Below are 21,176 nucleotides of genomic sequence, written 5' to 3'. Positions count from 1 at the left end.
GAGCATCGAGCATGAGCAAGGCACTCGACGTCGTCACGATCGGCCGATCCAGCGTGGACCTCTACGGCGCGCAGATCGGCGGGCGGCTGGAGGACATGGGCTCCTTCAAGAAGTACATCGGCGGGAGCCCGACCAACATCGCCTGCGGCTCGGCCCGGCTCGGGCTGAAGAGCGCCGTCATCACGCGGGTCGGCGACGAGCACATGGGCCGCTTCGTGCGCGAGCAGCTCCTCGCCGAGCGCGTCGACGTGCGCGGCGTGACGACCGATCCCGAGCGCCTGACCGCGCTCGTCATCCTCGGCATCCGCGACGAGGACAGCTTCCCGCTGATCTTCTACCGCGAGAACTGCGCCGACATGGCGCTTTGCGAGGACGACATCGAGGAGGCGCTGATCGCCGACGCAAGGTCGGTTCTGGCAACCGGCACGCATCTGTCGAACCCACGCACCGAGGCCGCCGTGATGAAGGCGCTTCGTCTGGCGAGGGAGCACGGCGCGAAGGCGGCGCTCGACATCGACTACCGCCCCAATCTCTGGGGCGTCGCCGGGCACGGAGACGGCGAGAGCCGCTTCGTGGAGAGCCAAGCGGTGACGACCAAGCTCCAGTCGACGCTGCACCTCTTCGACCTCATCGTCGGCACCGAGGAGGAGTTCCACGTCGCCGGCGGCTCGACGGACACGCTGGAGGCGCTGCGGGCCGTGCGCGCGGTCTCCGGCGCGACGCTCGTGTGCAAGCGCGGGGCCAAGGGCGCCGTCGCCATCGAGGGCGAAATCCCCGCGAGCCTCGACGAGGCGCAGGCCGGCCCCGGCTTTCCGATCGAGGTCTTCAACGTGCTGGGCGCCGGCGACGGCTTCTTCTCCGGGCTCCTCAAGGGCTGGCTCGACGGCGAATCCTGGCCGCGCGCGCTGGAATACGCCAATGCCTGCGGCGCCTTCGCGGTCAGCCGGCACGGCTGCACGCCCGCCTATCCGAGCCTTGCGGAGCTGGAGTTCTTCCTCCGTCGCGGCGTCGTGCGTCCGGACCTTCGCAACGACGCGGCGCTGGAGCAGATCCACTGGTCGACCAACCGCCGCGGCGAATGGCCGACCATGCGCGTCTTCGCCTTCGACCATCGCATGCAGCTCGAGCAACTGGACGGGTACACGAACCGCAAGGGCGGCGCCTTCAAGGAACTCTGCCTCCAGGCGGCCCTTCGGGTCCAGGACGGGCGCAAGGGCTACGGCATCCTCTGCGACGACCGGATCGGCCGCCGGGCGCTTCACGCGGCGGCCGGCACCGGCCTCTGGATCGGCCGCCCTTCGGAATGGCCGGGATCGCGCCCCCTGACGCTGGAGCCGGAGCTCGGCCTCGACTGCGGCGGGCTGGAGGAATGGGCGCGCGAGACCGTCGTGAAGGTCCTCTGCTTCTGCCACCCGGACGACGCGCCCGACATGCGGGCCGGGCAGGAGGAGACGGTCAAGCGGCTCTACGAGGCCTCCAGGCGCAACGGCCTCGAATTCCTGCTGGAGATCATCCCCTCGAAGGTCGGTGCCGTCGACGACACGACGAATGCCGTCCTGATCGAGCGGTTCTACGAGATCGGCGTCTATCCCGACTGGTGGAAGCTCGAACCCATGACGACGCCGAAGGCCTGGGAGAACGCCATCGCCGCGATCGAGGCGCGCGACCCTCACACGCGCGGCATCGTCGTCCTCGGCCTGGACGCCCCCGAGGCGGATCTGGCCGCGTCCTTCGAGGTCGCCGCGTCCTACGCGCTGGTGAAGGGCTTCGCCGTCGGCCGCACGATCTTCGGCGAGGTGGCCCGGGCCTGGATGAAGGGCGAGACGTCGGACGCGGACGCGATCGCGGACATGGCCGGGCGTTTCGAGCGCCTCTGCGCCATCTGGGACCGGGCGCGGGCCGCCGCCGCCGGTGGCGCACCGACGTCACGCCTCTCTGCTTGAGAGACGCACCGACCGGCGGCGCAAGCTTGCCGGTCGGCCGGAGGAGGAACGGAGAGCGCCCCCTCCGAACCTCCGGTCCCGGGACCGGACATGGGAACGATGGAAGGCGCGGGCCCTTCTTCCTGCGACCCAGCGGAGGAAGCACGATGTCCAACCCGACCCCGACCAAAGCGCCCGACATGCAGAAGATCGACGACGACCACGGCACGCCCGGCCATCAGGAGCGCCCGATGACGGAGGACGAGAAGCTGGAAACGGCCCTCGAAGACACGTTCCCGACCTCCGACCCGATCCCGCCGAGCCGCATCGACGGCCCGAACACCTGAGCGAACGGCGCGCGCCGGCCGCTTGAAGAGCGCCGGCGGCACGGCGATCCGCGATGCGAAACGCCGCGCGGATGCCCGATGAGCCGCGCGGCGACGACGATCAGAGCGAGCGCTGGTTCACGCGCTTCGAAAGGGCCTCGGCGCTTTCCACGCGCTCGGAATAGCGGTCCGTCAGATAGGACGCCCGGCCGCGCACGAGCCAGGTGAACTTCGCCAGCTCCTCGCAGACATCGACGACCCGGCTGTAGAGCGCGGAGGGCTTCATGCGCCCCGCCTCGTCGAATTCGAGGAAAGCTTTCGGAACCGAGGACTGGTTCGGGATCGTCACCATGCGCATCCACCGGCCGAGAATGCGCATCTGGTTCACGGCGTTGAAGCTCTGCGAGCCGCCCGAGACCTCCATGACGGCGAGCGTCTTGCCCTCGGTCGGCCGCTTCGCGCCTTCGGCGAGGGGAATCCAGTCGATCTGCGCCTTCATGATCCCGGTCATGGCGCCGTGGCGCTCGGGGCTCACCCAGACCATGCCCTCCGACCACTCCGCGAGGTCGCGAAGTTCGGCGACCTTCGGATGGTCCGGCGCCGCCCCGTCGGGCAGCGGCAGCCCGCGCGGATCGAAGGTCCGCACCTCGCAGCCGAAGCGTCGGAGCAGCCGGCCCGCCTCCTCCGAGAGAAGGCGCGAGAAGGACCGCTCGCGGATCGAGCCGTAGAGGACGAGGATGCGCGGCGGATGCGTCGGATCGCCCGGGCGGGACAGAGCCTCGACGTCGATCGGGCGCAGCGCTTCGGGATCGGCATGGAGCAGGTCGAACTGGACGGGATCGGTCATGCCGACGCCGCCCCGACCACCTCGCCGTCCTCCTTGGTGAAGGTGGCGACCGGCGTGTCGAGAAGCGGCAGGACCTTCTCCGAAGGCCGGCAGAGCGCGACGCCCTTCTCCGTGACGACGATCGGCCGCTCGATCAGGATCGGATGCGCCATCATCGCGTCGAGCAGTTCCTCGTCGGAGAGCTTGGGATCGTCGAGGCCGAGCTCGGCATAGGGCGTGCCTTTCCGGCGCAGGATGTCGCGCGGCTTCAGGCCCATGACGTCGAGCAGCTCGATCAGCACCTCCCGGCTCGGCGGCGTCTTCAGATACTCGACGACGACCGGCTCCTCGCCGGACCGGCGGATCATCTCCAGCGTGTTGCGCGAGGTCCCGCAGGCGGGGTTGTGGTAGATCGTGACGGTCACGGGCAGGTCTCCGGGGCGCAGGTGGAAGCAGGATCGCTGAAGGTGCCGCAGATTTGCGGATGGCCCGAGCAGCAGTCCTCGGTGAGGAAGGCGAGGAGCCGGCGCATGTCGTCGTAGCTCGCCGCATAGAGGATGCGCCGCCCGTCGCGCCAGGAGCGCAGGAGCTTGGACCGCTCCAGCGCCGCAAGGTGGAAGCTCATCCGCGTCGGCGGGATCGACAGCGCCTCGGCGATCTCGCCGGACGGAACGCCGTCCGGACCCGCGCGCACCAGCATGCGAAACGCGGCGAGGCGGTCGGCATGGGCGAGGGCGGATAGGGCCGCTACGGCATCGTCGTCGTTCATGCCTGCTATTATGCAACGATCCTTGTAGCGTGCAAGAGGCTTGCTGTTCACTCGGGGCGAGCGGCTGCCTTCCGATCGGAGCCTGCGGTCTACCCGATCGACGCGGGGTCTCAGGGCTTCACGACGATCGCCGTGGCGAGCGCGACGAGGATGAAAGCAAGCGATCCGAGCACGACAGTGCCCGCGACCCGCAGGACGGCGGCGAGGGGCCCCATGCCGAGATGGGACATGAACCAGCGCGCGAGAACCGCGACATACCAGACGAGCCCGCAGAGGAAGATCGCCGCGCCGAGACCCAAGGCAGCAGGCGAAGCGTGGCGGCCGATCGTGATGGCGAGGTCGAAGGAGAGGGCGAAGGGCGCGGCGACATAGCATTGGCTGTAGAAGGCCGGGCGCAGGGTTTCGCGGGTCAGGGCCTGGTCGAGCCGGTGCACGCGCTGGACGGCGAGAATTAGCGGGAAGAGGCTGAAGAGAACGGCCCGGAAGAGGAGGAGATTGCGCTGGTCGCCGAGCGCGCCGGTCAGCTCCCGCTCGGGCATGCCGAACCGCAGTTCGATGAAATGGGCGAGGATCAGAGTGAGGAACAGGAAGATCGGCGGGCTCAGAGCGGCCGCGTATCTCGCCTTCGGGCCTTCAGCCAGCTCGGCCTCCGCATAGGCCATCATGCGGATCGGGTGGCGAACGCATTTCCAGAAGGTCAGGGGATAGAAAAGAAGCCAGGAGACCACTTCGTAGAGCAGTTCCTCGACGGACTTCAGGAGGTTCATGAAGTCCAATCGCATCTCCCCCCGCGGCGGACCGGGCTGCGCCGAACCCCGGCCATCCCCCGCGCGGACATTCTATGCCCGGGATGTCGATCGATCCACGCGAATCCTTCGCTGCACTGACCATCGCCGTCGCAGGACGTCCCGAATCGACGCGATGAGAAAGGCGAAACCAGCCTGGAGGAGGTCGGCGTCTCCACCGGATGGCACCGATCCTCCGAGGATGCAGGCGCTCGACCGTCCCGGAGGGGCGTCGCATATCCGAGACAGGCCTGAAAACGAAAACGCCTGCCGGGGGAGGACCGGCAGGCGTCTTGGGAGGTGCCCCGCGGCTGGGAGGAGGAGTGCCGCCGGGCGATCTGCAAGAGCCTGGGAGGAGGGTGGCTCTCGCGGAACTGATGTATCTTCAATAGCTCCATCTGCTGCATTGCGGTAGAGCGCTTTTGCATAGCAGCAATGCGAAGATGCGACCCGAACCGGTAAGGTTTCGTTAGCCAAGTGCTGGCGTCCCAGCCGCTTCGGCGACCCGCCGAGCCGGCCCACTGCCTTCCGCATTCTGTGAACACTCCGCCGGAACCAGCCCCGGAAGGCCGGGTTCTTCCTTCCGAACATGGAAGGATTCCAAAAAATGTCGTCTGCCGCTCCCGTGCGTTTCACCCCCGATGTCGAAACCGTCCTGCCCGATGAGGCCAAGACGATCGCGGGTCTGAACGAGACCTTCGACACGATCCTCGAAACCACCGCGAAGGACGGCGGCCATGCCATCCGGGCCGTGCATGCTAAGGCGCATGGCATTCTCGAAGGCACGCTCACCGTCGCGGAGGGCCTGCCGCCGGAGCTGGCGCAGGGGCTTTTTGCCCGGCCGGGCGCCCACAAGGTCTATCTCCGCCTCTCCACCAATGCCGGCGACATCCTGCCCGACGCGATCTCGCTGCCGCGCGGGCTCGCGATGAAGGTGCTGGACGTGGAGGGCGAGCGCCTGCCCGGCGCGGCCGGCACGACACAGGACTTCATCATGGTCAACGGCCCCGTCTTCCAGACGAAAACGGCCGAGAAGTTCCATGGAAACCTGAAGATGCTGGCCAAGACGACCGATCGGCTGGAGGGCACGAAGGTGGTCCTCTCCAGCGTCCTGCGCGGGGTCAACACGGCGCTCGAAGCGGTCGGCATCGAGAGCTCGGCGATCCAGTCGCTCGGCGGCGCCCCGAATGTCGATCCGCTCGGCGAGACCTATTTCAGCGTAACGCCCTTTCGCTACGGCGACTACATCGCGAAGTTCAGCATCGTGCCCGTCGCCGGCGATCTGACCGCGCTGACCGGCCGCACGATCGATGCGAGCGGACGGGAGAACGCCATCCGGGAGACCGTCCGCTCCGAAATGGCGGCGATCTCGGGGCGCTGGGAGTTCCGCGTCCAGCTTTGCCGCGATCTGGAGGCCCAGCCCGTCGAGGACCCGACGGTCGAGTGGTCCGCGGAGGAGGCGCCCTTCCAGACGGTCGCGATCATCGAGGCCAGTCCCCAGGACAGCTGGGACGCCGCCCGCGTCCAGGCGGTCGACGAGGAGATGCATTTCAGCATCTGGACCGGCCTTGCTGCCCACCGGCCGCTCGGCAACATCAACCGCGCGCGCAAGGACACCTACGCCCATTCCGCCGAGTTTCGCGCCCGGTTCAACGGCTGCCCGATGCACGAGCCGTCGGGCGGCTGATCCGCGCGGGACGGTAGTCATCTATTCACTGATCTCGTCGCGACGAAGGCGGGGGCTGGAAACCGCCGCTCCCCGCGCCTAGTTCCTCTGGAAATCCCGGCGCCCGGAGCGGCGGGAACCCGCCGTGCGACCGCTTCAAAAGCCGCCGCGGCCCGCACAAAGGAACGGCCATGAGCCAGGGCTCCCTTCTCGAACGGATCGGCGACTGGCTCATCGATCAGGCGCTGATCACGCCGCCGATCGTCGTGACGTTCCAGCAGCTCTGCGTGCGCCTTCAGGCGATCGGCGTGCCGGTGGCCCGCGCGCGCCTGACCTGGCCGACGCTGCATCCGCTCTTCCGCGCCGAGACCGTTCTCTGGCGGCAGGGGGAGCAGACAGAGTTCCAGCAGTTCAACCACCAGGAAGACCGCTCCGAGGCCTGGAGCCTCAGCCCCATCGCCTGGATGCTGGAAAACGACGTCACCGTGCTGCGCCGACGCATGACGGGACGCGAGCCGCTTCTCGATTTTCCGCTCGTGGAAGAGCTGCACGCGGAAGGCTACACCGATTTCGTCGCCATCCGGACGGCGCTGTCCGACGGTGCGCCCGAGCTGGATCGGGGCTCGCCGAACTTCGGCATCTACGTGACCTGGACGACGGAGCGCCCGCAGGGCTTCACCGACGAGGACATCGACGCGCTCCAGCGCGTGCAGCGGGCCTTCGCGGTCGCCTGCAAGTCGGCGATCCAGCCGCAGATGACGGCGAACATCACCAACACCTATCTCGGACCCACGGTCTCGCGCGAAGTGCTGGCCGGCCAGATCCAGCTCGGCAGCGGCAGCCGCACCCATGCGCTCGTCTGGTATTCCGACCTGCGCAACTCGCTCCACTATTCCGAGACGCTGGACGAGGCGGCCTATCTGGAGCTGATCAACCAGTATTTCGGCGTGGCCGCAACGGCGGCGATCGACGAGGGCGGCGAGGTCCTCGCCTTCATCGGCGACGCCGTGCTCGCGATCTTCCCGATCGCTCCCTCCGATTCGCCCGTCATCGATCCACAGGCCATCCTGGAGGCGACGGAGGCCGCCACGCGGGCCTCGCGCAGCGCGTTGGCGGCCGGCGAGGCGCTGAACGTCGAGCGCGCCAAATCCGGGCTCGGCCCCATCCGCTTCGGCATCGCCATGAACATCGGCGACGTGCGCTTCGGCAATATCGGCACGCCGCGCCGCCTGTCCTTCTCGGTGATCGGGGCGACGGTCAACGAGGTCGCGCGTATCGAGAAGCTGACCAAGGTGCTGGGCGCGTCGGTTCTGGCGACCGAGGCCGTCGCCGCCGGCGATCCCGAGGCCTGGACGCCGATCGGCGAGCATCTCCTCGTCGGCCGGCAGGACGCCATGCCGCTCTTCGCGCTAAAGGAGGCCAAGCCCGCGGCTGACACGTTGGAGACGGAAGCCGCGTAAGGCATCGAACGGCCGTCCAGGCCAACCTTCTTCTCCCCTGCGGGGAGAAGTGCCGGCAGGCGATGAGGGGTCTTCCGGCGTGTCCAGCGTTTGCGCCTCAGTTCGACGAGCGGTGGTGCCTTGCCCCTCATCCCGCTGCCGCGACCTTCTCCCCGGAGGGGAGAAGAAGGCAGCTCGACCGGCGCATCTCGTATGAACCGGCGCAGAGCCGCCTCAATGCGAGGCGTGCGGGTCCACGGCGTCGCGCAATCCGTCTCCGAGGAAGGAGAAGGCAAGCACCGTCATCATGACCGGAACCATCGGCAGGAGCAGCCAGGGATAGAGCGCCACGGCCTCGATGTTCTGCGCCTCCGAGAGCATGACGCCCCAGCTCGTGATCGGCGGGCGAAGGCCGAGGCCGAGGAAGGAGAGGGCGGTTTCGGCCAGGATCATCGAGGGGATCGAGAGCGAGGCCGAAGCGATGAGATGGCTCATGAAGTTCGGCAGGAGATGCTTGGCGATGATGCGCGAGGGCCGCGCCCCCATGACGACGGCCGCCGCCGTGAAATCCTCCTCGCGCAGCGACAGGAGCTTGGAGCGCACGGCGCGCGCTAGGCCCGGCCAGTCCAGCAGCGCCAGGATGATCGTGATGCCGAAATAGACGACGATCGGGCTCCAGGTCACGGGCAGCGAGGCCGAGAGGGCCAGCCAGAGCGGAAGTTCCGGAATGGAGCGCAGCGTCTCCGTCACGCGCTGGACCCAATAGTCCGTCTTGCCGCCGAAATAGCCGGCGAGCCCGCCGAAGAAGAGCCCGAGCGCGAAGGAGATGGCGACGCCGACGAGGCCGACGGTCAGCGAGATGCGCGCGCCGAGCACGAGCCGCGAGAGCATGTCGCGCCCCAGCCGATCGGTGCCGAGCAGGAACATCGTCCCGTTCGCGGGCGGGCAGACGAGATGGAAGGAGCTCTCCACCACGCCCCAGAGCCTGTAGGGCTCGCCCTGGCAGAGGAAGCGGATCGGGCGCGGCGTCGATCGGTCCGCCGCGTAGTCGCGCTGCAGCGTGTCGAGGTCGAGCGTGCCCTTCATGTCGTAGGTGAAGGGGCCGACGAAGCGCCCCTCGTGAAAGAGGTGCAGGCCCTGCGGCGGCATGAAGATGTGCGAGGTGTGGCGCGTGGCGAAATTGTAGGGCGCCACGATCTCGCTGACGAAGACCGAGAGATAGGCCGGGATCAGCACGAGCATGGCGAGGAAGGCGATGCGGTGCCTGCGGAAGCGCCACCAGATCAGCTGCCGCTGCGAGGCGTTCTGGTACTTTTGCGAATAGGAGGAGCCTTCCGCCATCGTCCGCTCGGGATCGAACGGCTCGGTGGAGACGACATGGGGGATGGCCGTCATGCCTTGCGCTTTCCGGTGAGGCGCACGCGCGGATCGATCAGCGCGAGGAGAATGTCGGAGACCAGCATGCCGACCACCGTCAGCACCGCCAGGAACATCAGGAAGGAGCCGGCCAGATACATGTCCTGGCTGCGCAGCGAGGAGAGGAGCATCGGCCCCGTCGTCGGCAGCGACATGACGGCGGAGACGATGACCGAGCCCGAGACGACCTGCGGCAAAAGCGTGCCGATATCGGAGACGAAGGGATTGAGCACCGCGCGCAACGGGTACTTGCGCAGGATGCGCCCCTCGGCCAGCCCCTTCGCCCGCGCCGTCACGACATAGGGCTTCTGGAGTTCGTCGAGGAGATTGGCCCGCAGCCGCCGGATCATGCCGGCCGTGCCGGACGTGCCGATCACGAGGACGGGCACGACGAGATGGGCGAGCAGCGAGCCGATCTTGTCCGCCGACCAGGGCGCGTCCGTGTAGATCGGGTCCATCAGCCCGCCGATGGAGAGGCCGAAGGCCGTGTTGGAGACGTAGAGGAGGATCAGCGCGAGCAGGAAGTTCGGCGTCGCGAGGCCGAGATAGCCGAGGAAGGACAGGCTGTGATCGGCGACGCTGTACTGATGCGTCGCGATATAGACCCCGACCGGGAAGGACACGGCGTAGATGAAGAGCACCGTGAAGAAGTTCAGCACCAGCGTCAGGAACAGCCTGTCCCCCACGACGTCGGCCACGGGCAGCGAGTACTCGAAGGAATAGCCGAGATCGCCGTGCATCAGGCCGGTCACCCAGTTCCAGTATTGGACGGGCAGCGGCTGATCGAGCCCGTATTCCTCGCGCAGGAACTGGATGCGCTCGTTGTTGACGGATTCGCCTTCCGCCCGAAGCTCCGCCTCCATCGTGGTGAGATAGTCGCCCGGCGGAAGCTGGATGATGGTGAAGACGAGGACGCTGATCACCGCGAGGGTGCCGATCATCGTCAGGACGCGGTTGGCGAGGTAGCCGAGCATGTTGAGGTCTGTTTCCCGCGTCGGTTATGCCTGGGGCCGGGATGCCGGCGCTTGAAGCGTCGAAGAACCCGCCGAAGGCTCTATTGCGCCAGAGCCTGCTTCTGGTCGGGTTCGGCGAAGTAGAAGGTCTCGGGCCGGTAGATGCCGTAGAAGCTGCCGGGATTCCAGTTGAAGACGCCGGTCTCCGGCACGTTTCGCAGCCGGTCGGAGACGACGACGATCTGGTCGATGCCCGATACGATGCCGATCCGCAGCGCCTCGTCGGCATTGATCCGCAGCATCTCCTTCCAGATCGCCTCCTTGGCATGCGCGTCCGTCGTGCCGCGCCAGCGGTTGTTGAGGTCGAGAAGGGTCTTCGAGACCGGCGTGTCCGGCGCCGCGCCGGACGTGCCCTTGGTCTCGTAATGCATGCCCCAGAGCGGCCATTCGTTCTGCTCGGAGGATGTGGGCGCCAGCTCGTCCGGGCTCGTCGTCGCCTTCGGCAGGGCGTTTTCGAGGCCGGTCCAGACCGACATCATGGTCGAGCCCGCCGCCAGCCGCCGCGAGAGCGTGTCGCGCTCGCTGGGCTTGGTCAGGATCTTGATGCCGACATTGCGCAGGTCCTCGCCGATCAGCTCCAGCACGTCCACCTGCTCGGTGTCCTCGCCCGCCGTCTCGATGACGAGCATCATCGGCCGCCCGTCCGGCAGGAGGCGCATGCCTTCGCCGTCGCGCTCCGTCAGGCCGAGCCCGTCGAGAAGCTGGTTGGCGAGGGCCGGGTCGAACTGCGCCCAAGTCTTGGGAAGGCTCGGATCGTAGAGCGGCGAGGCTTCGGAGACCGTGTCGATCTGCGGCTTTCCGAGACCGTAGAAGATCGCCTGGTTGATGTCCTCCCGGTTGATCGCGACCGAAAGCGCGCGCCGGAAGTTCGACGTCTGGAAGAGCTTGCGCCAGACCTCGTCCCCGACGTTCTGGTTCGGGAAGAGGGCGAGCTTGGAGCCCTTGCCGCTCGTCCAGCGTCGCACGCCGTAGCCGTGCCCGGCGGCGGCCCGCTTCAGGAAGGCGTAGTTCCCGAAGGCGAGATAGTTGGACTGAAGGTCCGCCTCGCCGGCGCCCGTCTTGGCCGGGATCAGCCGGGAGCTGGCGATCGTCATGGCGACGTCGTCGATATAGGGGAGCTGGTGACCCGCCGGATCGACCCGGTGGAAGAAGGGATTGCGCACGAACATGAAGCGGTCGGACGGCGGCTTGGTCGCGAGCACCCAGGGCTGCAGCGTCGGCATCTTCGGATTGGCGTTCTTGTAGGACTGGTCGTACTTGAAGTGCAGCGCCACCCAGTTGCGCTGCCCCGCCTCCTCCACCTTCGCCGCCAGCTTCTCCGGCTCGACATATTTGCGGTGGTACTTCTTGAGGTAATGGGCGGGCCGCCAGATCTCGAGGGGCTGCGCGTCCGCGAGCGCGGGCAGGAAGAACGGGTTCGGCCGCTCCCATTCGTAGCGGATCGTCTCGGCGTCGACGAAGGTGACGACCGGCGGCTTGCCGTCCACGAGAAGTTCATGCGGCGCGCCGGCGGGCGTCAGCTCCTTGTCGCCGACCACGTCCTCCCAATAGTAGCGGAAGTCGTCGGCCGTGAAGGGCTCGCCATCCGACCACTTGTGGCCCTTGCGCAGGTGGATGGTGAAGATCCGGTCCTCGACGACGTCGATCGCCCGGGCGATGTCGGGCGCGATCTCCAGATCGGGCGTGTAGCCGGCGAGGCGGGCATAGCCGTAGACGACCATCCGGCGCGTGTCCTTGGCCTGCGCCTCGATGATGCGCAGCGTGCCGCCGTAGTCGCCCGGCGTCTTGCCGAGCGCGTCGAGGTCCACGACCAGCGGCTCCTGCGGCACGCGCTCGGCGATCGGCGGCAGGTCGCCGGAGGCGACGCGTTCGGCGAAGACGGGCTGCTCGATGTAGTCGGCGGCAAGCACGGCGGGCATCGGCGCGAGAAGCGCGAGCGCGGCTCCGAGCCCAGCCGCGAGCCGGAAGGCCCGGCCGAACGCGCGTCTCGAGAGGCGGGTCGAATGGAAGGAAGGCCTCATGGTCGCTATCCCTTCGTCACGGTCCGTGCGGGGCGATCAGATAGTTCGCGTGTCCCTTGTCCGGGAAGATCCGCTCCACCCGATAGGCACGTTGCGCAAGCCAACCCATGAACGCCTCGGTATTATCATGGGCGATTTCGATGAAGATGACAGGGCGTACTGACGAAATCAGCGCTTCTGCACCGGCAAGGACCTGCATTTCCATCGATTCCACGTCGATCTTCAAAAGATCGACCGGCCCCGTCAAGACGTCGTCGAGCCGCACGACCTCCACCGACCCGTCCGCGTCCTCCACGAGCCGCGTCGCGCCGAAGCCGCCGCGCTCGGAGAGGCGCAGCCCCATCCGGCCGGGACGGTCGGAGAGGCCGAGCCCCAGATTCCGCGTCTCGACATTGGCAAGGCCGTTCTCGGCCACCGTCCGGCGGATGACGGCGCCGAGCTCGGGAAGGGGCTCGAAGGGGATGACGCGGGAGGCGCGCATCGGGCCGGCGAAGAAGATCGTGTGGTTGCCGGTGTTCGCGCCGACATCGGCGACGACGGCGCCGGGGCCCATCCGGCGCTTCAGCGCCTCCAGTTCATGCGCCTCGAAGAAGAGCCCGCGCGTCTGCTCGCGCTCGATGCCGGCATTGCGGCCGGTATAGGGCAGGCGATAGAGGCCGTCGCCATAGGGAATGTCGAGAAAGAGCGGCTCCTCCGCCAGCCGCGCCAGCACCGACGATCGCTCGGCATCGCTCAAGGGCGCGGGAGCGTCGGCACACTCCGTCAGGGCCGCTGCGAGCTTGATCGCGCGGCCGGCCTGCCAGACCTCGAAGACATAGGCCGCGCCCGACGCCCCGTCCGGCAGAGCCTCCAGCACCCGCCGTTCGGTCGCGGTGCGGATCAGCGGGCGCGTGCCGATCCACCAGTTGAGAAGCGCGTGCGGCAGGCGCGAGGCTTCGTCGAAGGCGAGGCGCGACGGCTTCCACGGGCCCGTTTCGCCGGACAGAGCGACGGCGCCGAAGACCGCGTCATAGGCCGAGATCGCCGCTCCCGCGAGGTCCGGCGCCTCGGCACGGAGCGTCTCGCCCGGCCCGATCCGCATCAGCCAGTCGCAACCGGCGGCCTCCGCCGCCTCCACGGCGCCGAGGGGCCCGGCCGTCGGCGACAGGATCGCGATCTCCGCGAAGGGGCCGGGCCGGAGCGCGTCTTCGATCGAGGCCCCGGCTTCCGGGAAAAGGGCGAGCCGTGCTCCGCTCACGCGAGATCCGCCAGGGCGACCGGGCGGGAGGGCTCGACGGAGGCGCTGCTGGAGCCGCGCCGGTACTCGTCGTGATAGACGACGAGCGGCGCCTCGATCGGCCCGCTCGCATAGACGCCGAGCTTGAAATACGGCGCCTTGTCCTCGTTGCGATAGCCGAGCGGCCCGGTATGCGAGAAGAGCCGCGCGCCGCCGAGAAATCCGTCGAGCACCGTGTCGCCGAGGCGCGACCAGCGGATGCGGAAGGAGAAGTCCATCCAGGCATCGAAGCTGGCGGGCCTCTCGTGGAAGACGTGGAGCGTGTCGGGCTTGGGCGAGGCGAGCTTGCCGGCCGCCCCCGTGAAGCGAAGGCGCCCGTCCAGATAGCGCAGCGCGACGGGCGGCTTGCCGGAGGGATCGCCGAGCCGCGCCTGGTCGTGCCACTGCGCGAGCACGATGCCCGTCCCGGCAGGCGGGGCGAAGTCGGCGCGCGGCAGGTAGGTCGAGAAGGCGTACCAGACCTCGGTGTCGAAGGGCGGATTGTACCAGTCGCGCAGCTCGGCCCGCAGGCCCTGGCTGACATGGTCGCCCGGCCGCAGCTCGAAGCGGCAGGCTTTCGTTCCGCCGCGCACGATCTCGGATTGCACGCGCGCCGAATGCGGCCCGGCGAGCCGGCGCGTCGACCAGCCCTCCAGCGACCCCGCCTCGAAGTCGAGCGTCACGGTCGGCTGGCCCTTCGGGTCCGTGCGCAACGCGCGCTCGATCTCGGCATGTTCCTCGGGCGTGCGCCCGCCGAGATCCACGAGCGGCGTGCCCTCGGGCGGAATCTCGTGGGCGCGAACCCAATGCTCGTCCGCCACCTTCACCATATGCGGCTCGCCCCGCTCGTCCGCCGCGAAGGGCGCGCCCCATTTGGCGGGGTCGGAGCGGCGCTTCAGGCTGATCGCGTCGAAGTCGAGCCGGTGGTTCGGGTCCGGCTGCGGCACGGCGGTGATCAGCGCGCGCGTATACGGATGGCGCGGGTCCTTGAAGAGGCTCGTCCGCGGCGCGATCTCGACGATGCGCCCGGCCGCCATGACCGCGATGCGATCGGCCAGATAGTCGACGACGGCGAGATTGTGGGAAATGAAGAGATAGGTGAGGCCGAGGGCGGATTTCAGATCCCGCAGGAGGTTCAGGATCTGCGCCTGGATCGAGACGTCGAGCGCGGAGACCGGCTCGTCGAAGATGATCAGCTCCGGCTCCAGCGCCAGCGCCCGCGCGATGCCGATGCGCTGGCGCTGCCCGCCGGAGAAGGAATGCGGGTAGCGGTTCATGTGCGAAACGTCGAGCCCGACGAGGCGCAGGAGTTCGGCCACGCGCTCGGTCTGCGAGCGGCTGTCGCCGATCTCGTGGATCACCAGCGGCTCGCCGACGATCTGCTTCACCGTCATGCGCGGGTTCAGCGCCGAGAACGGGTTCTGGAACACGTATTGCACGCGCCGGCGCCAGTCGCGCAGCGCCTCGCCCTGCAGCGCCAGCACGTCGAGCTTGGCCGCCCCGTCCAGCATCTCGACCGTGCCGCCATCGGCCTCCTGCGAGCGCACGACGATCTTCGAAAGCGTCGTCTTCCCGCAGCCGCTCTCGCCGACGAGGCCGAGGCACTCGCCCCGGCGGATGTCGAGGTCGACGCCGGAGACGGCCATGGAACTCGGCGCCTTGGTGCGGCTGAACCAGCTCGTCTCCGAGCGGTTGGTGTAGCCCTTGGAGAGGTTCCTGATCTTCATCAGGACTTCGCCGCCCTCGGCCACATGCGTCTCGGCCCGGCGGCGCCCGCGCACCGCGTCGAGATCGACCTTGATCTCGCGGATCGGCATCAGCCGCTCGCCATGGGCCATGTCGAAGCGCGGCACGGCGGCCAGCAACGCCTTCGTATAGGGGTGGCGGGGCTCGGCGAAGATGTCGGCGGCGGTGCCGCTTTCCATGATCTTGCCGTGGTGCACGACGACCATCTCGTCCGCCATGTTGGCGACGACGCCGAGATCGTGCGCGATGAGAAGGATCGCGGTGCCCTCGCGGTCCTGCAGCTCGCGCATCAGCTTCAGGATCTCGGCCTGCACGGTCACGTCGAGCGCGGTCGTCGGCTCGTCTGCGATCAGCAGCGCGGGCTTGCAGATCATCGCCATGGCGATCATCGCGCGCTGGCAGAGGCCCCCCGAAAGCTCGAACGGATAGGCGTCGAAGGCGCGCTCCGGCTTGGGAAAGCCGACCGCGGTCAGCGCCTCGACGACGCGGGTGCGGACTTCGGCCGAGGAGACGTCCTCATGGATGGAGAGCGCCTCGCCGATCTGGTCGCCGATCGTGTGCAGCGCGGAGAAGGAGGTCGTCGGGTCCTGGAAGATCATGGCGATGCGCCCGCCGCGGATCTTCGCGAAGCTCTTCGAGCGCGTGTCGAGCAAGGCGAGATCGACCGGCTCCCCGCCCTTCGGCGCTTCCGGGTCGGCAAAGAGGATGCGCCCGGAGAGGCGCTTGGCGATCGGCGGCAGGAGGCCCATGATCGCCTGCGCCGTCACCGACTTGCCCGAACCCGATTCGCCGACGATGGCGACCGTCTTGCCCGGCTCGATGCGGAAGGAGAGGCCGCTGACCGCGCGCGTCGTTCCCGCGGGCGTCCGAAATTCGACGCTGAGGTCCTCGACGCGCAAAAGGTCCGTCATATCGCCCCCGATGGTTCGCCACACCCGAATTCTTCCAGCAACATAGCGCCGGAAAGCCATTGCGTGAGGCCCCTGCCGGTCAGGAACTGTAACAGTTCGCCGAGGAAGGCAAAGGTTTCCTCGTCATGCACGAGATGATGCGTGAGAAGCCCGATCGGCCAGGCGGCGGGAAGGCGTCCGTCCGCCTGCTTTTCCAGCCGGGCGGCGAACCGCGTCACGAGATCGCCCGTATCGCCGAGCCCGCGCCCCGCATGCCACGCGACGGGGTCGAGATGGGTGTTCAGCACGGCAGGGCCGGCGATCGGCTCCGGTTCGCGGCGGTTGGTGTAGCCAGAGAGGATGGGCAGGCCGAGGCCGGGCAGCTCGGCGGCCAGCGCAGGGGCGATGCGGTTCCAGGGCGGCACGAAGATCGGAACGAAGCCGGCAAAGCTTTCGAGCCGGCGGCGGCCCTCCGCGATCTCGGCCGCCATGACGGGCAGGGGCCGGTCGGGGCCGAACTCCCGGCTCTTCTGGCCGGGCGGCGCATGGTCGAGATGGGCCCAGCCGTGCTGGAGGACGGCGACGTCGGTCCGGCCGCGCAGCACGTCGCCCAGCGCGGGCTCGGCCGAAGCGGGAATGACGGCGAGCGAGACGGGAATGCCCGCGCCTTCGGCGATGGCGAGGAGGCGCTCGAGCGCCGGGCTCGGCGCCACGGCGTCGTCGTCGCGCAGCCACGCCCGAGCCGGCGTGCCATGCGCGCCGCGATAGGCGGCGAGCGCCCGGTCGAGCCTGTCCCAGTCGGCGGCGCCGGCGCGCCCGGCCAAGCTCATCCGCCGCGCACCCGGCGCACATGCTCGGCCACGATGGCAGCGCTCGTCGCGGCACCCTTCAGGGCGAAGGCCGCGGGCGGCATGGCGCGGCGGCGCGGGCCGTCGGCGAGCGCGGCGTCGATCGCGGCGGCGAAGGCGGCGGGGTCGGCGAGCTCGGCTTCCGGGAAGAGCTTCAGATAGAAGCGCTCGGCAAGGCGCTTGGCCCGCTCGGTCTGCTCGGTCTCCTCCTCCTCGCCGATCGGAACCACGATGGCGGGCACGCCGGTCGCCAGGAGATCGATCGTCGTGTTGTAGCCGCCCTGCGAGATGGAGAGCGCGGCGCGGCGCAGGACGGCGGGAAAGTCGGAGCGGAAGCGCTCGACGATCACAGGGCCGCTGCCCGGTTCCGCCGCCGCGGCCTCGGCGCTCGCGACAAGGTCCGCATAGGCCGGCTCGGGCAGGCGCGGCCCGGCGATCAGCCGCCAGGGCAGCCGCCGGGCCTCCGTCAGCGGCCGCGCCGCGAGGAGCCCCTGCCAGAGCGGCCCGCCCGCCGCGCCGCCGCCGGCCGAGACCACGATCTCGCCCGCGCCCGGCCCCGCCGGATCGTCCTCGACCGGTGAAGCGTCCAGCGCGGAGAGGTCGGAGGAGACATAGCCGGTGTAGCGCAGCTTGCCCTCGATGCGCCCGGCCTCGCCGAAGCTCGCCTCGAAGGGCACGAAGGCGGGATCGCCATGGACGAGCACCTCGTCGAAGGCCTCGGTGACGAGATCGGCCGCCTCGCGCTCGCGGCCGGGTTTGGGCGAGCGCACGAGAATGTCGCGGACGGAGGAGAGGATCGCGGGGCGCGGGTCCCTTGCGCGCAAGGCTTCGATCAGGGGCAGGAGTTCGAAGCGGAACTGCCGGCGGCCGAAGGGGAAGAGCTCGAAGAGCACCGCGTCCGGCCGCACCCGTTCGGCGAGATCGGCGAGCGCGCCGGCCCGCCGCGCGCGCCAGGCCTCGTCGGCGTTTCGGCCGGTCTCGTCGATCAGCTGGGAGAAGTCGCCGCCCCGGATCGCGGCGGAGGGCAGCTGCACGAGATCGACGCCCGGCCAGACGAGGCCCGGCACGGGCGCGCCGCCATGGGCGACGGTGACGGCAAGGCCCTCGCGCGCCATGGCGCAGGCGATGGCCGCCGCCCGCTTCAGGTGCCCGATCCCATAGAGATGCTGGACGTAGAAGAGGACGCGGCCGGCGTCGGGCGAGGTCGGGAAGGAGGTCACGGCATTCCTGTCTGAGACGGCTGATCCGGGCGGGCAAGCACGATATTGGCCTCGACGAGGGCAAGGCCACCTGCCGGAGACAGGCGGAAATGGTGGCAGGCGCCGTCCGCGATCCGCACCGGCGCCTTTCCGCGCATATCCCAGCCGAGCGCCCGCGCGAAGAGGGCGCGGAGAACGCCCTTGTGGGTGACGCCGACATGGGCGCCGGAAAGGCCGGCAAGACCTGCGATCGCCCGCTCGCCGACGTCCCTCGGCGTCTCGCCGCCCTCCGGCCGGAAGTCGAGGCCCGCCGCCTCGTTGCGCGCGAAGACCGCCCCGCCGTCGCTGCGGATGTCGGCGAGATGCCGCCCTTCGAGCGCGCCCCAGTCCATCTCGATCAGCGGCGGAAAGGGATGCGGCGCAAGGCCCATGGCTTTGGCTGTCTCGATCGCGCGGGCGAGGGGGCTCGCCACGACCGGCCAGCCCGCCATTTCGTCGGGCAGGCGCCAACCGGCGGCAAGCGCTCGGCCCGCCGGCGAAAGCGGCACGTCGGCTCGGCCCTGGATGCGCTTCTCGGCGTTCCAGAGCGTCGGCGCATGGCGCAGGAGGAGAAGGTCGATCATGCCGCGCTTCCGGCTGCGAGAAGGGCGCCGAGGTCGGCCCGCAGGCGGTCCGCCGCCGTGCCGATGTCGTTGACACGCGCCGCCCGCGCCGCGCCGGCCTCGCCCATGCGCCTAATGGCGTCGGGATCGCCGAGAAGCGGGCGGAGCGCCTCGGCCATGGCACGCGCGTCCCCGGCCGGAACGATGCGGCCGGTGGTTCCGTCCTCGACGATCGCATCGATCCCGCCGGACCGGCCGGCGACGACGGCGAGCCCCGCGCCGGCGGCCTCGACGAAGGCCATGCCGAAGGCCTCCTTCACGGCCGGCCAGGCGAAGAGATCGGCCCCGGCATAGAGATCGCGCAAGGCTTCGCCGGTCTGGAGGCCCGCGAAGACGGCGCGGTCCTCGAGCGGCTCCGCCAGACGGCGCACCTCCGCTTCTGCCGGGCCGGTCCCCGCGATCAGCCAGACGAAGCGGGCCGGCATGAGCTGTCCCAGCGCCTCGGCGAGAGCGGCATAGGAGGCGAGCTTCTGATCCGCCCGCATCATCGCGACGGTGAGGATCACCGGCACGTTCTCCGGTAGAGCATAGTGCGCCCGCAGGCGCGCTCGCGCGGCGATGCGCCCGGCCGGATCGGTGCGCAGGAGCGAGGTGTCGATGAAGGGCGCAAGGTCGGCCAGCACGTCCGGGCGCTTCACCAGCGGGCGGAGGCAGGCGGCGTCCACCGGGTTCAGGCTGTAGATGCGGTCCGAACAGGCGATGGCGCGCGCCGCCGCCGCATGGCCCGCAGCGGAGCGCCCGCCGGCCTGCTTCGGCGCGAAGGAGGCCTCGGCGACCACATAGGGAAGCCCGAGCGCCGCCGAGACGGCGGGCCCCAGATGATCCGGCGCCTTGTGATAGAGGTGATAGGTGAACCAGAGATCGGGCCGCATCGCAGCCGGCAAGGCTTCGATCCGGCGAACGATCCGCGCGGCCAGCCGCCCGCCCAGCGCTTCGAGCCGCCTCTGGCGATCGGGGTCGCCGCGATCGTAAGTGCGGAAGCGGCTGGCAAGGTCGACCTCGGCGCCGCCCCGGCGAAGGGCATCCATCAGAAGCCGTGCCATCAGCCGGTCGCCGGACGGAACGGGATCGCCCGGCGGCTTCATCGGCGCGTAGAAGGCGATGCGCACGGCCGTTTCCGCCGTCAGCGCGGAGCGGGCGCGGACAGGACGCTTTCGATGCGCCGCCGCACCGCCTCGATCCCGGCCTCCGCCCCGAAGGTCGAGCGCACGCGGGCAAGGCCCGCCCGGCCGATCCGGGCCCGCAAGGCGGGATCGCGGACGGCGCGCTCGAGCGCGCCCGCGAAGGTCGCGGTGTCGTCGGGCGGTGCGAGGAGCCCCGTCTCGCCGTCGATCAGAAGCTCCGGCACCGCCGAGACATCGGTGGAAAGGCAGGCGAGGCCCTGGCTCTGCGCCTCCATCAGGACGTTGGGCAGGCCGTCGCGGTCCCCGTCGTCGGAAATGCGGCAGTTGAGGGCGAAGAGGTCGGCCTCGCGGTAGAGGCGGAGAATCTCCGCCTGCGCCATCGAGCCGAGAAAGCGCACGCGCTCCCCGACGCCGAGCCGCCCGGCCAGCGCCGCCAGCTCCTTCTTCAACGGCCCGCCGCCGACGATGTCGAGCCTCGCCGACAGATCGGCGGGAAGGCGGGAAAGGGCCTCGATCAGCCCGGCGTGACCCTTCTTGTCCACGAGCCGGCCGATGGAGAGGATGCGCACGGGATCGGCGGGGTCCGACCCGTCGCGGAGCCCTTCGGGGCGCCCGTGCGGCTCGGGAAAGCGCGAGAAGTCGAGCCCGTGATAGACGAGGCCGACGCGCGAGGGATCGGGCGCAAGGCCCTTCAGATGGGCCGCGTTCGCCGCCGTGCAGGTGACGAGAAAGGCGCAGTCGCCGAGCTTCTCGGTCTTCTCCCAGGCGGGGATCGTCCAGATGTCCTTGGCATGGGCGGAGACGCCGAAGGGCAAGTTCCGCATCCTCGCGGCATAGCGGGCGACCGAGCCCGGCGTGTGGAGGAAGTGGACGTAGAGGAGCCCCGTATCCTGCGGCAGCTCCGCCGCCAGCACCAGCGCCTGGCCGAAGCGCCGCCCCCGGTTCGGCGTCGGATCGCGCCGCCAGTCCTTGAGGAAGAGCTTCAACGCCGCCTTGTAGCCGGGAAGCCGGCGCGCCGCCCGCCAGCCGCGAAAGACCCGCAGCGGCTCGGTGTAGAGATATTCCGGCAGGTAGAGGGGCCGGGCCGCGATCTCGTCATGGACGGGATGGGTCTTCTCGTCGGTCGGCTGGCGCAAGGAGACGATGTCGAACGCGACGCCGAGGCGCTTCAGCCCTAGGATTTCCTGCGCGACGAAGGTTTCCGACAGTCTCGGATAGCCCTTCACGACGATGGCGACGCGCGATCTCGGCGGTGTCTGCAGCATGGCG

The 21,176-nt window shown here is 69.3% G+C and carries 18 protein-coding genes and 1 pseudogene; 4 read left to right on the top strand and 15 right to left on the bottom strand.

All coding sequences use genetic code 11. The features are described from left to right. Positions 1-11: 11 nt before the first annotated feature. Both ASG62_RS09995 and ASG62_RS09990 read left to right on the top strand, forming a co-directional pair. A complete protein-coding gene (locus ASG62_RS09995) occupies positions 12-1,943 on the top strand; it encodes a bifunctional 5-dehydro-2-deoxygluconokinase/5-dehydro-2-deoxyphosphogluconate aldolase (protein ID WP_056688581.1) in 1,932 nt (643 codons plus the stop codon). A gap of 146 nt (positions 1,944-2,089) precedes the next feature. Further along, positions 2,090-2,269, top strand: a complete 180-nt coding sequence (locus ASG62_RS09990; RefSeq protein ID WP_056688578.1) for a hypothetical protein — start codon at positions 2,090-2,092, stop codon at positions 2,267-2,269. Positions 2,270-2,369: 100 nt separating this feature from the next. Here the strand turns inward: ASG62_RS09990 and arsH are convergent, their stop codons facing one another. The 4 genes from arsH to ASG62_RS09970 form a co-directional block, all read right to left on the bottom strand. Beyond that, positions 2,370-3,095 (bottom strand): arsenical resistance protein ArsH, encoded by a 726-nt coding sequence (gene arsH, locus ASG62_RS09985; RefSeq protein ID WP_056688575.1) that lies wholly within the window; start codon positions 3,093-3,095, stop codon positions 2,370-2,372. Next, complete coding sequence (gene arsC, locus ASG62_RS09980; protein WP_056688572.1) at positions 3,092-3,499, bottom strand: arsenate reductase (glutaredoxin); 408 nt, start codon at positions 3,497-3,499, stop codon at positions 3,092-3,094. The genes arsH and arsC overlap by 4 nt, the downstream gene beginning before the upstream one ends. Beyond that, positions 3,496-3,843, bottom strand: coding sequence for an ArsR/SmtB family transcription factor (locus tag ASG62_RS09975; protein ID WP_056688569.1), 348 nt, complete (start codon positions 3,841-3,843; stop codon positions 3,496-3,498). The genes arsC and ASG62_RS09975 overlap by 4 nt, the downstream gene beginning before the upstream one ends. A gap of 110 nt (positions 3,844-3,953) precedes the next feature. Then, positions 3,954-4,619: a hypothetical protein gene (locus tag ASG62_RS09970; protein ID WP_056688566.1), complete on the bottom strand. Its 666-nt coding sequence runs from the start codon at positions 4,617-4,619 to the stop codon at positions 3,954-3,956. Between the two features lie 616 nt (positions 4,620-5,235). Here ASG62_RS09970 and ASG62_RS09965 point away from each other — a divergent pair. Beyond that, complete coding sequence (locus ASG62_RS09965) at positions 5,236-6,315, top strand: catalase family protein (RefSeq protein ID WP_056688563.1); 1,080 nt, start codon at positions 5,236-5,238, stop codon at positions 6,313-6,315. Positions 6,316-6,485: 170 nt separating this feature from the next. After that, positions 6,486-7,754 (top strand): adenylate/guanylate cyclase domain-containing protein, encoded by a 1,269-nt coding sequence (locus tag ASG62_RS09960; protein WP_056688560.1) that lies wholly within the window; start codon positions 6,486-6,488, stop codon positions 7,752-7,754. Positions 7,755-7,967: 213 nt separating this feature from the next. On the opposite strand, the gene ASG62_RS09955 is transcribed toward ASG62_RS09960, so the two are convergent. The 11 genes and pseudogenes from ASG62_RS09955 to ASG62_RS09910 all read right to left on the bottom strand — a co-directional run bounded on the left by ASG62_RS09955 (position 7,968) and on the right by ASG62_RS09910 (position 21,172). Next, positions 7,968-9,128 carry an ABC transporter permease gene (locus ASG62_RS09955; protein WP_056688557.1) on the bottom strand — a complete coding sequence of 387 codons (1,161 nt, stop codon included), beginning with the start codon at positions 9,126-9,128 and terminating at the stop codon, positions 7,968-7,970. Beyond that, positions 9,125-10,123, bottom strand: a complete 999-nt coding sequence (locus ASG62_RS09950; RefSeq protein WP_056688553.1) for an ABC transporter permease — start codon at positions 10,121-10,123, stop codon at positions 9,125-9,127. The genes ASG62_RS09955 and ASG62_RS09950 overlap by 4 nt, the downstream gene beginning before the upstream one ends. An 80-nt stretch (positions 10,124-10,203) precedes the next feature. Continuing rightward, positions 10,204-12,183, bottom strand: a complete 1,980-nt coding sequence (locus ASG62_RS09945) for an ABC transporter substrate-binding protein (protein WP_082536888.1) — start codon at positions 12,181-12,183, stop codon at positions 10,204-10,206. A gap of 16 nt (positions 12,184-12,199) precedes the next feature. Then, on the bottom strand, positions 12,200-13,420 hold the full coding sequence (locus ASG62_RS09940; protein WP_056688550.1) for an FkbM family methyltransferase: 1,221 nt from the start codon (positions 13,418-13,420) through the stop codon (positions 12,200-12,202). Continuing rightward, positions 13,417-14,121, bottom strand: a complete 705-nt coding sequence (locus ASG62_RS28000) for a polysaccharide lyase (RefSeq protein WP_413814197.1) — start codon at positions 14,119-14,121, stop codon at positions 13,417-13,419. Before ASG62_RS28000 ends, ASG62_RS09940 begins: the two co-directional genes overlap by 4 nt. A gap of 111 nt (positions 14,122-14,232) precedes the next feature. Then, positions 14,233-16,095: pseudogene (locus tag ASG62_RS09935) on the bottom strand (dipeptide ABC transporter ATP-binding protein); the annotation flags it as partial. Further along, positions 16,092-16,898: a polysaccharide deacetylase family protein gene (locus tag ASG62_RS09930; RefSeq protein ID WP_056688547.1), complete on the bottom strand. Its 807-nt coding sequence runs from the start codon at positions 16,896-16,898 to the stop codon at positions 16,092-16,094. The gene ASG62_RS09930 and the pseudogene ASG62_RS09935, both read right to left, overlap by 4 nt. Positions 16,899-16,900: 2 nt before the next feature. Next, entirely contained in the window at positions 16,901-18,142 is a 1,242-nt protein-coding gene (locus tag ASG62_RS09925; RefSeq protein ID WP_056688545.1) for a glycosyltransferase family protein, read from the bottom strand. Continuing rightward, on the bottom strand, positions 18,139-18,744 hold the full coding sequence (locus ASG62_RS09920) for a histidine phosphatase family protein (protein WP_056688542.1): 606 nt from the start codon (positions 18,742-18,744) through the stop codon (positions 18,139-18,141). Before ASG62_RS09920 ends, ASG62_RS09925 begins: the two co-directional genes overlap by 4 nt. Then, the gene (locus ASG62_RS09915) at positions 18,741-19,892 is read right to left on the bottom strand and encodes a glycosyltransferase family 4 protein (protein ID WP_056688538.1); all 1,152 of its coding nucleotides are present in this window, start codon (positions 19,890-19,892) and stop codon (positions 18,741-18,743) included. Before ASG62_RS09915 ends, ASG62_RS09920 begins: the two co-directional genes overlap by 4 nt. Positions 19,893-19,906: 14 nt before the next feature. Beyond that, positions 19,907-21,172 carry a glycosyltransferase gene (locus ASG62_RS09910; RefSeq protein ID WP_056688534.1) on the bottom strand — a complete coding sequence of 422 codons (1,266 nt, stop codon included), beginning with the start codon at positions 21,170-21,172 and terminating at the stop codon, positions 19,907-19,909. Positions 21,173-21,176: the final 4 nt, after the last annotated feature.

The sequence above is a fragment of the Aureimonas sp. Leaf427 genome (genome assembly GCF_001425485.1).
Taxonomy (GTDB): Bacteria; Pseudomonadota; Alphaproteobacteria; order Rhizobiales; family Rhizobiaceae; genus Plantimonas.
This window is presented reverse-complemented; position numbering and strand designations above follow the sequence as displayed.